The sequence below is a fragment of the Rodentibacter genomosp. 1 genome (genome assembly GCF_001999285.1).
GTDB lineage: Bacteria > Pseudomonadota > Gammaproteobacteria > Enterobacterales > Pasteurellaceae > Rodentibacter.
Window position 1 is genome coordinate 65,651 of record NZ_MLHN01000001.1, and the last position, 13,458, is coordinate 79,108.

General features: G+C 40.4%; 13 protein-coding genes. 7 read left to right on the forward strand and 6 right to left on the reverse strand.

What is annotated here, in order from left to right:
- Positions 1 to 46: 46 nt before the first annotated feature.
- From uhpT to uhpC, 4 genes are all read left to right on the forward strand, one after another.
- Complete coding sequence (uhpT, locus tag BKK54_RS00300; protein WP_077540523.1) at positions 47 to 1,435, forward strand: hexose-6-phosphate:phosphate antiporter; 1,389 nt, start codon at positions 47 to 49, stop codon at positions 1,433 to 1,435.
- Positions 1,436 to 1,681: 246 nt separating this feature from the next.
- The gene (locus BKK54_RS00305; RefSeq protein WP_077540407.1) at positions 1,682 to 2,290 is read left to right on the forward strand and encodes a response regulator; all 609 of its coding nucleotides are present in this window, start codon (positions 1,682 to 1,684) and stop codon (positions 2,288 to 2,290) included.
- The gene (uhpB, locus tag BKK54_RS00310; RefSeq protein WP_077540409.1) at positions 2,287 to 3,798 is read left to right on the forward strand and encodes a signal transduction histidine-protein kinase/phosphatase UhpB; all 1,512 of its coding nucleotides are present in this window, start codon (positions 2,287 to 2,289) and stop codon (positions 3,796 to 3,798) included. Before BKK54_RS00305 ends, uhpB begins: the two co-directional genes overlap by 4 nt.
- Before the next feature lies 1 nt (position 3,799).
- Entirely contained in the window at positions 3,800 to 5,071 is a 1,272-nt protein-coding gene (gene uhpC, locus BKK54_RS00315) for an MFS transporter family glucose-6-phosphate receptor UhpC (protein WP_077540411.1), read from the forward strand.
- 24 nt (positions 5,072 to 5,095) lie between these two features.
- Here the strand turns inward: uhpC and BKK54_RS00320 are convergent, their stop codons facing one another.
- The 6 genes from BKK54_RS00320 to rsmC all read right to left on the reverse strand — a co-directional run bounded on the left by BKK54_RS00320 (position 5,096) and on the right by rsmC (position 11,882).
- Entirely contained in the window at positions 5,096 to 5,593 is a 498-nt protein-coding gene (locus BKK54_RS00320; protein WP_077540413.1) for a YbhB/YbcL family Raf kinase inhibitor-like protein, read from the reverse strand.
- A 79-nt stretch (positions 5,594 to 5,672) separates the two neighbouring features.
- Entirely contained in the window at positions 5,673 to 7,298 is a 1,626-nt protein-coding gene (treC, locus tag BKK54_RS00325) for an alpha,alpha-phosphotrehalase (RefSeq protein ID WP_077540415.1), read from the reverse strand.
- A gap of 58 nt (positions 7,299 to 7,356) precedes the next feature.
- Positions 7,357 to 8,205 (reverse strand): class A beta-lactamase, encoded by an 849-nt coding sequence (gene bla / locus BKK54_RS00330; protein WP_077540418.1) that lies wholly within the window; start codon positions 8,203 to 8,205, stop codon positions 7,357 to 7,359.
- A gap of 13 nt (positions 8,206 to 8,218) precedes the next feature.
- The gene (treB, locus tag BKK54_RS00335; RefSeq protein WP_077540420.1) at positions 8,219 to 9,634 is read right to left on the reverse strand and encodes a PTS trehalose transporter subunit IIBC; all 1,416 of its coding nucleotides are present in this window, start codon (positions 9,632 to 9,634) and stop codon (positions 8,219 to 8,221) included.
- A 307-nt stretch (positions 9,635 to 9,941) separates the two neighbouring features.
- Positions 9,942 to 10,886 (reverse strand): LacI family DNA-binding transcriptional regulator, encoded by a 945-nt coding sequence (locus BKK54_RS00340; RefSeq protein WP_077540422.1) that lies wholly within the window; start codon positions 10,884 to 10,886, stop codon positions 9,942 to 9,944.
- Positions 10,887 to 10,889: 3 nt separating this feature from the next.
- On the reverse strand, positions 10,890 to 11,882 hold the full coding sequence (gene rsmC / locus BKK54_RS00345; RefSeq protein ID WP_077540424.1) for a 16S rRNA (guanine(1207)-N(2))-methyltransferase RsmC: 993 nt from the start codon (positions 11,880 to 11,882) through the stop codon (positions 10,890 to 10,892).
- Positions 11,883 to 11,994: 112 nt separating this feature from the next.
- Between rsmC and BKK54_RS00350 the strand changes: the two genes are divergently transcribed.
- Genes BKK54_RS00350 through rimI form a run of 3 tightly spaced genes read left to right on the forward strand, consistent with a single transcriptional unit; the run spans position 11,995 to position 13,432 of the window.
- Positions 11,995 to 12,573: a hypothetical protein gene (locus BKK54_RS00350; protein WP_077540426.1), complete on the forward strand. Its 579-nt coding sequence runs from the start codon at positions 11,995 to 11,997 to the stop codon at positions 12,571 to 12,573.
- A 9-nt stretch (positions 12,574 to 12,582) separates the two neighbouring features.
- Positions 12,583 to 12,987 carry a DNA polymerase III subunit psi gene (gene holD, locus BKK54_RS00355; protein ID WP_077540427.1) on the forward strand — a complete coding sequence of 135 codons (405 nt, stop codon included), beginning with the start codon at positions 12,583 to 12,585 and terminating at the stop codon, positions 12,985 to 12,987.
- Positions 12,988 to 12,991: 4 nt separating this feature from the next.
- Positions 12,992 to 13,432, forward strand: coding sequence for a ribosomal protein S18-alanine N-acetyltransferase (gene rimI / locus BKK54_RS00360; RefSeq protein WP_077540429.1), 441 nt, complete (start codon positions 12,992 to 12,994; stop codon positions 13,430 to 13,432).
- The last annotated feature ends 26 nt before the right edge of the window (positions 13,433 to 13,458 follow it).

Consider the following 13,458-nt stretch of genomic DNA (forward strand, 5'->3'; position numbering starts at 1 on the left):
ATTCCGATCTAATATGCGCAAAATTATTTTATTCGGAGTCTATATTATGCTTAATTTTTTAAACGAAGTGAGAAAACCGACACTTGACTTACCGGTTGAGGAACGTCGCAAAATGTGGTTTAAACCTTTTATGCAATCTTATTTGGTTGTATTTTTTGGTTATATGGCCATGTATTTGGTGCGTAAAAATTTCAATATTGCCCAAAATGATATGATCGATACTTATGGGCTAACCAAAACCCAATTAGGGATGATAGGGTTGGGATTCTCCATCACTTACGGTATTGGTAAAACCGTGGTGTCTTATTATGCAGACGGGAAAAATACCAAGCAATTTGTTCCGTTTATGTTAATTCTTTCTGCCCTCTGTATGTTGGGATTCAGTGCAAGTATGGGCAGCGGTAGCGTTGCAATTTTCCTGATGGTGGCATTCTATGCGTTAAGTGGTTTCTTCCAAAGTACCGGCGGGTCTTCAAGTTATTCTACCATTACAAAATGGACACCACGTAAAAAACGTGGCACGTTTTTAGGTTTTTGGAATCTTTCCCATAATGTGGGTGGTGCAGCCGCAGCGGGGGTGGCATTGTTTGGTGCAAATGTATTTTTTGATGGCCATGTGCTAGGAATGTTTGTGTTCCCTTCAATTGTTGCATTAATCATCGGTTTTATTGGTTTGCGTTATGGAAGTGATTCTCCTGAAGCTTATGGTTTAGGCAAAGCGGAGGAATTATTTGGGGAGGAAATTTCTGAAGAAGATAAAGATGCAGAAGAAAATCAACTCACGAAAAAGCAGATTTTTATCCAATATGTTTTGAAAAACAAAGTAATTTGGTTACTTTGCGTTGCAAATATTTTTCTTTACATTGTGCGTATCGGTATTGACCAATGGTCTCCTGTGTATGCTTACCAAGAATTAGGTTTTTCAAAAGATGCCGCTATTTCCGGTTTCGCTCTCTTTGAAGTCGGTGCGCTTGTTGGGACATTTTTGTGGGGATATTTATCTGATTTAGCGAATGGTCGCCGTACGTTGTTGGCGTGTGTGGCATTAATCCTTATTGTGTTCTCTCTTGAGTTCTATCAATTTGCAACAAATGAGACCATGTATTTAGTCACCTTATTTATTCTTGGTTTCTTAGTCTTTGGCCCGCAATTATTAATTGGGGTTGCCGCTGTTGGTTTTGTGCCGAAAAAAGCGATTGCGGTCGCAGATGGTGTAAAAGGAACTTTTGCTTATTTAATCGGTGATAGTTTTGCGAAATTAGGCTTGGGAATGATTGCAGATGGTACACCTATTTTTGGTTTAACCGGTTGGGAAGGCACTTTCGCCGCCTTAGATATTTCTGCGGTAGTCTGTATGGTGTTATTGGCCTTTGTGGTGATTGCTGAAGAACGTAAAATCCGTTATTTGAAAAAACGAGAAGCAGCAAAATCTTAGAAGAAGCGTTTAATCCCATCATTCATTATGCAAAGTGCGGTCAAAATAGAAAGATTTTTGGTATTTGTAGCAAATGCATAAGAATAGAAATTCCAACTAAATATAGGGACAGTGGTTGGCTGTCCCTACAAGTATCCCAAAAACAGTTTTGTGCGATTGCTACATCATGCCATAAAATCATCAAGAATTGACCGCACTTTTTTCAGTGCTAAAATCCGTCCCGTTCTAAAAAACGAGGAAACCACAATGATAAAAGTTGTACTCATTGATGATCACATCATTGTGCGCTCAGGATTTGCGCAGTTACTTTCACTGGAAGAAGAGATTGTTGTCGTGGGGGAGTTTGGTTCGGCGAAAGAAACCCGCCAAAAGTTACCTCACACAAAAGCGGATATCTGCATTATTGATATTTCAATGCCCGATGAAAGCGGATTGGAACTGCTAAAAAGTATTCCTTCCGGTATTCATTGCATTATGCTCAGTGTAAATGATAGCGAAATTGTGGTTAAAAAAGCGTTGGAACAAGGTGCAAAAGGCTATTTAAGCAAGCGTTGCAGTCCTGATGAGCTGATACAAGCTGTTCGCACCGTGTATGCCGGTGGCGTTTATTTAATGCCGGAATTGACGGTGAAATTGGTTTCAAATCGCACCGGCAACCCATTTGATCTGCTAACAAAACGTGAATTGCAAATTTGCGAATTGCTAAGTCAGGGACTTGAGGCTAAAGAGATGGGCGAAAAATTAGGCTTGAGTTTTAAAACGATTCATGCCCATCGTGCCAATATTATGAGCAAGTTAGAAGTGAAAAATAACGTAGAATTGACGAATTTATTTCACCAACATTATAAAGTATGACGTCATTGCTGACCTTTCTTTACAGTGGTTTCATTTTGTTTTGTGCCTACTTTTCTTTGTGGGTGATTTCCGATTATTTACTCGAAAATACCTTAATGGCATTACTGTTTTTACCTTTTGCTTTTCGGTTAGGGGTTAATTTACATATGCCAAAAGTATTTTGGTGGGTAAGTTATGGTGCTGAATTTTCTGTCTTGGGGTTGCTAATCTATGCGTCACAGGATGAGTATTATTTATCGCCCGGCATTTTGGCTCTTATTAGTGTGCCTATTACGCTGGTGATAAAGGAATATTACCAAGGTAATGAAATCCGTAAGCTCATCGTACAGAGTGGATTAGTACTTGTGATGAGTTTCATGAATGGCTTGGTTGGGGCGATACTTTCATTTTCCTTTTTTTATACGTTTCTGGTCAGTTTTACCGGAATGTTATTGATAATGCCCGCCTGCTTTTTAGTCGATGAATATCTTTTTAAGCGTGCTTGGATTCCGCTTACCGCACGATTGGTACATAAGCCGATTTCGTTACGAGCCAAACATATTCTAATTTATATCTTATTGTTTTTATTGAATATACTTATTCAAATTTATACGCCGGAAGAGTTTCATCGGTTTACTTTATTTTTCCTCTCTGTCCCCATTATTTTGCTCGCCTATGCCTATGGTTGGCAGGGGGCATTGCTTGGTACATTGTTAAATAGTATTGCGCTCACGGCGACGATGGGGAATTTTTCGAGTGGGGCATTAACGGATTTGTTACTTTCCCTTTCTGCACAAACGATTACGGGAATTTTTCTCGGTTTGGCGATTCAGCAGCAACGGGATCTGAATCAAAGTTTGTCGACAGAACTGAATCGTAATCGCCATCTCACTCGGAAACTTATTAATACGGAAGAGGCGATTCGTCAAGACATCTCCCGTGAATTACACGATGAAATAGGACAAAACATCACGGCAATTCGTATGCAGGCTTCTATTATGAAACGTTTGGAACCTTCACCTAAAATAACGGAAGTGGTTAGGATGATTGAGCAACTTTCTCTAAACATTTACGATACTACAAAGGGACTATTAAACCGTATTCGCCCTAAAATGTTGGATGATGTTTCACTTCAGCAGGCGATTCAGAATTTATTTTTAGAACTCGATCTCAAAACTCACGGAATTTCGACCGCACTTTCTTGGGAAAATAAAGATAATGTAAAGCTTGAGCATATCCAAGAAATTACCCTTTATCGTTTATGTCAAGAAGGATTGAATAATATTGTTAAACATTCTGCTGCTACTGCGCTGAGTCTCTCCATTATTATTCGTAAAGATATTCAATTAATCATTCAGGATAACGGTAAGGGATTTGCTCCGACAAAAGTCAAACAAGGTTTTGGCTTGAAAGGGATGCAAGAACGGGTTGATATTTTATGTGGGACATTTCAATTGATTTCCCGTGAACAAAGAATATCGCCAAAGCAGCACGGCACAACGATTAAAATTACTCTGCCAAGGATTTAAGATGACAATATTTTCCTCAAAAATTGACCGCACTTATAGCTATTGGCGTATGCATTTGATGATCGCCATGTATATCGGTTATGCAGGCTTTTATCTCACAAGAAAGAGTTTTAATTTTGCCGTACCGGAAATGATCACCGATCTTGGTATTGAAAAAAGTGATATTGGGCTGATGGCGACCTTATTTTATATCACATATGGCGGATCAAAATTTTTTTCAGGGATATTTTCCGATAAATCAAATCCTCGTCATTTTATGGCAATGGGTCTGATTATGACGGGGATTCTTAATATTGTCTTTGGATTATCAAATTCTGTGTTGTTTTTTACCGCACTTTGGGTGGCTAATGCGTGGTTTCAAGGCTGGGGCTGGCCTGCCTGTTCTAAGTTATTGACGAGTTGGTATTCTCGTCATGAACGTGGGCATTGGTGGTCGATTTGGAATACCGCGCACAATGTGGGAGGCGCATTGATTCCTTTGCTTATTGGTTATGTGACGTTACATTATAGTTGGCGCTATGGTTTTGCCATTGCCGGGGGATTGGCGATTTTTATTGGTTTTTTCTTGTTATGGCGATTACGTAATACACCGGAGTCCATGGGACTACCCAGTGTCGGACATTGGCGAAATGACGAATTGGAACTCAAGCAAGAATCTCTAGCTCCCCATTTAAGTTGGCGGGAAATTTTGCGCCGTTATGTTTTTTTGAATAAATATATTTGGTTGTTAGCGTTAAGTTATACCCTCGTTTATGTGGTGCGAACAGCGATTAATGATTGGGGCAATATTTATCTTACTGAAAAATACCATTACGACTTGGTTTCAGCCAACAGTGTCTTAGCGTTATTTGAAGTGGGGGGCTTTTTAGGATCACTTGTAGCCGGTTGGGGATCGGATCGCCTGTTTTCCAGTAATCGTGGGCCGATGGCATTGCTTTTCGCCATTGGTATTTTCTTTTCCATTACCGCTTTATGGTTGCTACCAAAAGAAAATTATATTTTACAGACCGCACTTTTCTTTGTGGTTGGCTTTTTTATTTTTGGCCCTCAAATGTTAATTGGTATGGCAGCGGCAGAATGTTCCCATAAAAAAACACCTGGCACAGCGACCGGGTTTGTGGGATTATTTGCTTATCTTGGAGCAGCGATTGCCGGCTATCCTTTAGCTCTCATCGTGCAACAATTCCATTGGACTGGATTTTTTATCGTGGTGGTTTGTTGTGCCGCCGGCATTGCGCTTTCCTTATTACCGTTTTTGAAAGCGCAAGGATAGCTTTTTTCCTCTGTTTATTTTTCGTTAAACATCATAAGTGCCCATTACCATGGCTTGATCTAAAATATGCCCTTGCATAGCAAAATGGAGATCGTTGAAACGAAATCCCGCTTTGAGATCGAGTTTGGTATCAAGAGCATAGACGATTAATTCATAGCGGTGTAAGCAATTAGGCGGTGCCATTCCAGCGTAAGCGGAGGCTTCCTCAAGCTCAAATTTGCCTAATACGCTTGCCCAAGAATTGGCGCCTTGCACATAATCCGTTGCGGTTTGACTTTCGTTTTCTTGTACGCTTGTGCGTTCAAGATTGGCGATTAACCAGTGAATCCAGACAAATCCGCTTGCGGTAATGGCATCTTTATCTTCAAGCACCACAGCAAAAGATTTTGTGCCTTCCGGCACATCTTTGATTTCAAAGGGAATGGAATAAGTTGGCATACCGTTTGGGCTAAATTGTGTGCCTCGTTTGCCATATTTGTCTTCGAATACGCCATTTTTGATAGCGGAGCTGGTTACGATCATCATATTCTCCTTATTTTGAGTAATAAGCGGTGGTCTGAAATACTAGCATATCTTGCTTAGAAAACCACCACTGATGAGGTTAATCCAACAAATAGATGCTTTGATAAGGCATTAACAACACTTTATTTTCTTCTAATGACAGATCATTATAGTTATTCATTAGAATCTCACCTTTCACATTTAACGCAATCTGTTGTGGTTGATCGCTTAAGTTTGCCAACACGGTCAAGGTTTGTCCGTTGGCTTGGCGTTGATATGTCCAAACGAACTTATGATTCGGCAGTAAATCGGTGTAATTGCCCTCGGTTAGAATAGATAATTCTTTGCGAAGTTTGATGAGTGCCTGATAAGTGTAGAACACCGAGTGTTTATCCGCTAACGCTTTTTCTACATTGATTTCAGTATAGTTGCGTGCCACATCGATCCAAGGTTGGGCTGTGGAGAAACCGGCATTTTCACTCTCGTCCCATTGTACCGGCGTGCGGGAATTATCACGGGATTTCTGTGCCAGAATTTTTATAATCAGATCGTCATTGATGCCTTTTTCTTTCAGTTCCTCATACGCATTTAAGCTTTCCACATCGCGATATTCTTCAATCGTGGTGAAATTTGGGTTCGTCATACCAATTTCTTCACCTTGATAAATATAAGGCGTACCTTGCATACCGTGAAGCAGCATCGCTAACATTTTAGCGGAAATTGCACGAAGTTCCCCCTCATCGCCAAAACGTGAAACGATACGAGGCTGATCATGGTTACACCAAAATAAGGCATTCCACGCCTTGCCGTGCATGCCTTGTTGCCAGTAGTTAAAAATTGACTTCAGTTCGACAAAATCAGGTTGGGCGTATGTCCATTTTTCACCCTTCGGGTAATCCACTTTGAGGTGATGGAAATTGAAGGTCATAGATAATTCTGTACCGTTCAAATTGGCATAGCGTTGGCAATGTTCAAGACTGGTGGAAGACATTTCACCCACACTCATCAAGCCGTAAGGCGTGAGAGCATGTTGATTGAGCATTTGCAAATATTCGTGGATCTTATGTCCATCGGTATAGAAACGGCGACCATCTCCCTCGAAATCATCTTCAAAATGCTCAGGTTTAGAAATCAAATTCACCACATCCAAACGCAATCCATCAATGCCTTTTTCTGCCCAAAAACGACAAATTTCAAACAATTCTGACCGCACTTTGGGATTTTCCCAATTTAAATCTGCTTGCTCGGGGGCGAATAAGTGCAAATAATATTTTTGTGCTTTATCCGACCATTTCCATGCCGAACCGCCAAATTTTGATTTCCAGTTAGTCGGGTTTTCACGCCAAATATAGTAGTCGTGGTATTCGCTTTGTGGATTTTCCCCTTCTTCAAACCAACGGTGGAAAGTAGAACTATGATTAAACACCATATCCATCACAATACGAATATTGCGTTTATGGGCTTCGGCAATCAGTTGCTCGAAATCCGCCATCGTACCGTAGATCGGATCAATTTCACGGTAATTGGCGATATCGTAACCGTTGTCAATTTGTGGGGAAACGTACATCGGCGTGATCCAAATGCCATCAATGCCGAGCGTTTGTAAATAGTCTAAACGTTTGATGATACCTTGAATATCACCTGTACCGCTGCCTGTCGTATCTTGAAATGATTTTGGGTAGATTTGGTAGATAACGCCATTTTTCCACCAGTTTTGGTTATTCATTTTATTGTCCTTTTTATATTTTGTGCCAAAAGTGATTGACATCAATTTATTAGTCTAATCAAGGCAATTGCTCAAAAATTACTCTGCCAATTTCTGCAATAGCTTGGTTGCGTTGTGCCATTGTTGCTCGGGTGTTTGTGAGATAAATTGAGAGCAGATAGCCGGTGCCGTCAGGTTTCCAGAAAATGCTAATGATTGATCTTGAGCCATGACTTCCTGCCCCCGTTTTATCGGCAATTTTCCACCCCTCTGGCAAGGTTGAGCGAAGTAGATCATTGGCTACTTGATCATCTAACATCCATTGGGTGAGCAGCATTTTTGAGGGAGCGGTGAGTAGATCAGTAAAAACAAATTGGTGAAGTAATCGAGCCGCTTCAATTGGGGTGGTGAGATCTAATCCTTTTTGGAGATTATCTCTGTTCATCTCAGGTTCACGCCGATCAAGACGGGTTTTATTTAGCCCGTGCTGTTTGAAATAATCACTGATTGCTTTCACGCCACCAATTTGCTTTACAATGAGGTTGGCTGCCGTGTTATCACTATAACTGACCGCTGCTGAGCAAAGTTCCGCCAAGTTCATTGTGGTCTTATTTTTGGTTACCGGTGAGTAGCTGACAATGTCCGTTGCCTGAATCGGCAATTTCTGTGTGAAAGAAAGAGCATTGTCTTCCGCTAAATCTAATGCAATCCCACAAATGAAAGCTTTATGGGTACTATTAAGCGGAAAAGCACGGTTTCCCTGATATTCAAAGAGTACTTTTCCATCTGATGAAAGCAGGGCTACCCCAATATCCGCTTTTAATTTTTGTTCTTGCTGCGTAATGGTTTGTTTCCAATCTGCCTTTGACATTGCCGTAAGGGGCAATGCCAAAAGTAAACTGAAGACTAAAATTCCCTTATTCCACATCAGGGTTCTCCTATTATAAGGTTCCTGTTGCGGCTTTACGTTTGTAAACAATGGTTGTCAACACAAATGGGATCACGATCGCTGCGAGCATTGCAAGACTGAATACGCCCCAATATTGATGTTGAACGGAAAGAATACCTGGCAAGCCGCCCACACCAATACTACCGGCTAACACGCCGGATAAACCGCAGATTAAGCCTGCTACGGCTGCACCGATCATTGCACATAACATCGGGAAGCGATATTTGAGGTTAATCCCATACATGGCGGGTTCGGTTACGCCGAGATAAGCGGAAAGAGCGGCAGGAATTGCCACTTCGCGAGATTGCGCACTTTTATTCACATAGATAATTCCGACAACCGCAGATGCCTGAGCGATATTGGACAACGCAATGATTGGCCATACAGGTGTTCCGCCAATACTTTGGATCATCTGCATATCAATCGCAAGTGAGGTTTGATGTACGCCCGTAACCACAAGCGGCGCATAGAGAAACCCGAATAATGCTGCACCGATTGGGGCAAAATCTCCCGTCATGGCATATTTCACCACAAAGGCTACGCCATTACCGATTTCACGACCGATAGGCCCGATAATGCTATGAGCTAGGAACACGGCAAGGATAATGGAGACAACCGGTACAATGATAAGATTTAAGAAATCAGGTACGATTTTTGTCATCAAACGCTCAATGTAAGAGAGCGTTAAACCAGCCATAATTGCCGGAATCACTTGTGCTTGGTAGCCGACTTTTTCAATACTAAACCAACCAAAATTCCAAGCTTCCGGCAATTGTGAACCAAGAGCATAAGAATTCATCAATTGTGGGGAAACAAGGGTAATCCCAAGAACAATACCTAAAATAGGCGAAGTACCCATTTTACGGGCAATAGACCAACAAATTCCCACCGGTAAGAAATGGAAAATGGCTTCACCAATCAACCATAAGAAACTGTGCATACTGTTCCAGAATGGGCTGATTTGTGTTAGCGTTTTACCGTCGAACATGGCTATATCGCCAATCACATTACGGAAACCAAGAATCAAACCGCCGCTAATTAATGCCGGTAGAAGGGGAATAAAAATATCCGCCATGTGCGAAATTAGGCTTTCGTACCATTTTTGATTCTGACGTGCGGCTGCTTTTACCTGTTCTTTATCCACGCTTGCCAAGCCTGTTTTTTCAAGCAAAATTTTGTAATAGTCGCCGACTTCTTGACCGATCACAACTTGATATTGTCCACCGGTTGAGAAATTGGCTTTTACCATTGGTAAGGCTTCAATCGCCTTGGCGTCAACCTTACTTTCATCATTTAACACGAAACGTAAACGGGTAATGCAATGTGTCACTGTTGCAATATTTTCACGTCCACCAATCGCTACGATCAGCTTATCCACATTTTGCGGATCAATTTTTTGTTTTGCCATAAGAAAAACCTTCTTTTTCGTATAAAAATTAAACCGTTTCGGATTATACGCTTTAGATAGAGAAAGTAAATGGGAACGTTCCCATAATGGTAAAAGTTTATATCAGAAATGTGAGGAAGATCACGAAATTGAGAAATTATGGACTATTTGTATGAGATGTAAGCAAATCGGCAAGTTATAGACAGGGGAAATAGAATAGATCAGGCTTAAGTGCGGTCATTTTTTATTCCTTTTATGCAAAATTATGTAAGGTAAGCATAATTATGTTTTGACTTCATAATTTTACCTAATTTTTTAGGGAGAGCAATTAAGATAACTGAAACGAAACTAATTGCTGTTGTACGTCTCTATTTCCACGAATTTGTGCCAGTAGTAAGTCTACTGCTTGGTTTCCGGCTTGTTCATAGCCAAAATCTAGGCTTATCAAATTTGGTACGAAATGTTCTAAAAGGGGATTTTGTCCAATGTAAGCAAGCGGGCACATTAATTTCTGCTCTTGTAAATACTTTACCGCACCAACAGCAAGGCTGGTGGTGGCACATAATAAGGCATCAATCGGGAGACTGAGTCGAGCACAGTGCTGATAGCCCGCTTCAATATTAAGTTCAGTGAGGGAAAAATTAGGGGGGAGTTTATACCGGTGGCAGAAATCCAAATAGCTTTGCGTTCGTAATCGTCCTGTTGTTTCATCTTGATCATGTATGCCGAGATAGCCAATATGGTGATAGCCTTGGCTATGGAGTTTATGCATAAGCGCATGAATTGCACCTTGATCATCATAATAAACGCAAGAAATCTCCTTAAAATAGCGTGCAATCACAACCATATTGCCCTGCCATTGTTGTAGTATATCTTTGGAAAGAGGGGAAAACCCAAAGACAATGACACTATCTACCTGGCGTTGTTTGAATAAATTGAGATGGTGGGCAACTTGTTTTTCATTGAACTGGCTTTCAACAATGATCGGCGTAATTTTTTGGCGATAAAGTGCGGTCAAAATCGCGCGTAATGTTTGAGATTCACCGCTTGAATTGAGCTTTGAAACGATAATGCCCACTACGGGATCTTGTGCACCACGCATCGCTCGGGCAGAACGATTTGGTTTGAACCCAATGGAATCAATGACAGTTTGGACTTTTTTCCGTGTTGTCTCATTGACCTTAGGATCGTGGTTTAATACACGGGAAACCGTGGATTTCCCTACTTGGCATAGTTTTGCGATATCCTTAATCGTATAATGTTTTTCCGTCATGGATTAATTTTTTACAGAATAAACTTTAAATTTAGAGGTTTGTGCCAATATCTCAAATTTTCCAAAATATTGTTGTAATAAATCGGGATAGGGGAGGAATGCATTGGCAACAATACGGAGTTCACCCCCTTGATTTAAGTACCATTTGGCTTGGCTAATCAGTGTCTCTACCGCCTGATAAGCCGTATCAATCCCATCGTGGAATGGTGGATTGGAAATAATTAAGTCAAATTTTCCTTCAATATTAGAGAACACATCGCTGGCAAAAACCTCGCCTTCTAATTGGTTTTCTGAAAGGGTTTTGCGGGCAGATTCCAATGCCATTGCATTAATATCGGTCATTATGACGGTTGATTGAGGATTTGTTTTTTTGATGAGTGAACCAATTATGCCGGCCCCACAACCGAGATCAAGTACCTTCCCTTTAATCGGGTGATTGAGTGTCGAAAGTAAAAGTGCCGTCCCCACATCTAATTCATTTGCACTGAACACGCCGGGCAAACTATGGATTGTTAAGCCTTGTAGTTGAGGATGTTGATAGGTTTTCCAAAAAGCATTGAGGGAAAAGAGCGGTCGTTTTTTCAGAGAAAAATGATATAAACCGCAGCGGCGTGCAGAATCAATTTTGGCAATGTCTCCAAAAGGGGAGAACATTTTTTCTGCCGAACGTACACCACAACGATTTTCGCCAATAATGAGTATTTCTTGTTCCTCAGCGGCATTTGCAAAGATCTGCATCAGTTGGAATTGCACTTCGTGCTTGTTTTTTGTCCAATAATAAACAATAAGATCGGCTTTGCCTTGAAATTCAATGGAAAAATTGACCGCACTTTGGGTGCGGGCGTAATCAAAATAGCCACTCCAAACCTGAATGGATTGGCAATACGGTGCTAATTTTTGTGGAAATTGATCCTTAATGCCGCCAGCGAGGATAATGGACTTACCGTGGAAAAGGGGAAGATGGCGTTCTAAAACTTCGCTTTCAAGAGAAATCACGCTTTGAATCCTATGAATTATTGGTTTAAAATCACGTGCTATTCTAACAAAGATAGCACTGATAAAAAATGATTTCATGGCATTATGCCATTTTACTGTTAAGGAATGTTTTATGAAAAAAATCGTATTAGCAACAACTATGGCGATGTTGTTGTCAGGGTGTCAATTAATTGAGCAATTACAAGGTAAGCCTCAAACACCTTCTAAAATAGAAGAGACACCGGAACAAATTGAACAATACAAAAAATTAGATGCTCAATTTGAGCGTGTGAAAAAAGCAGGCATTGAAATTGAATTTAATGGCGAAAAATATGTGAAACAAACACAAGCTATAAAGAGTGAAGAACCGCGTTTTGTGAGTCTTGCGGCAAGTGTGGATCGTAAAAACAGAAAATCAATTCTCAGTGAGACTTATTATTTAAAAGATTTGGCTCATGAACCTAACCTAATTTCAAAATATTTAGAAGCTAATAAAAAAATATGTGATTTGCAAACCTTAAGCGATGATACATCTTCTTACTATGTATGTAATGGTAAGGATTTCCAACGTTTTATTGCGGTGATCCATAAAGAGAAAAATATTTTGTCATTCCGTAGCCTAAAAGCCTATCAACAAAAACCAACAGAGGTGGAAGAAAAAGCCATTGTAAAAGGCTTAATGAGCTATCCGTTTGATTCTATTTCCCGCTAATCATTTAATATGGACAGACGCAATCTTCTTTTGAAAGAAATGGGGATTACCCAATGGCAATTACACCGCCCTGAAGTTTTGCAAGGAGAGGTAGGGATTGCTGTGGCGGAGCATATTCGGTTTATTATTGTATCTGATGAAAATTTGAGTCAGTCGCCTTTATTTACGGATGTGTTGTTAAGCCTAACATTGAAAAAAGAGGATTGCCTTTGTTTGAATTACGATCAAATTCAACATCTTGAGTTAAACCATTCCGTACGTTATTGGCTACTTGCTGAAAATACGGAGAAAATTGACCGCACTTTACCCCATTGTTTGCATGCTGAACGTATTTATCGCTCACCGTGTTATCGGGATTTCCAATCTTCCCCCGCTGCTAAACGTGAACTTTGGAAGCAAATTCAACAAATTTAATGCTATGCCTAAAATATTTACTATTGAAGAATGCGATTTTGAACGTTTGTACGAGATTGAACAACAAGCACATTTAGTGCCTTGGTCTTTCGGAACGCTAAAAAATAATCAAGGCGAGCGGTATTTGAATCTGAAATTGGTTAAAGATGATCGAATTATCGGGTTCGCAATTTGCCAAAAAGTATTAGATGAAGCAACCTTGTTTAATATTGCCATTGAACCTGTTATGCAAGGAAAAGGATTTGGCTCATTCCTTTTGAAGGAACTCATAGAACAGCTTAAAGAAAAGGGAATCCAAACTCTATGGCTTGAAGTGAGGGAATCAAATCCGGCTCGTTGGCTCTATGAAAAGCAGGGATTTAATGAGGTGGATATCCGTAAAAATTACTATCCATTGCCTGATGGGAAAAGAGAGAATGCGGTTGTTATGGCGTGTTATTTATAAAAGAGCGGTCGTTATTGAGGAAATAA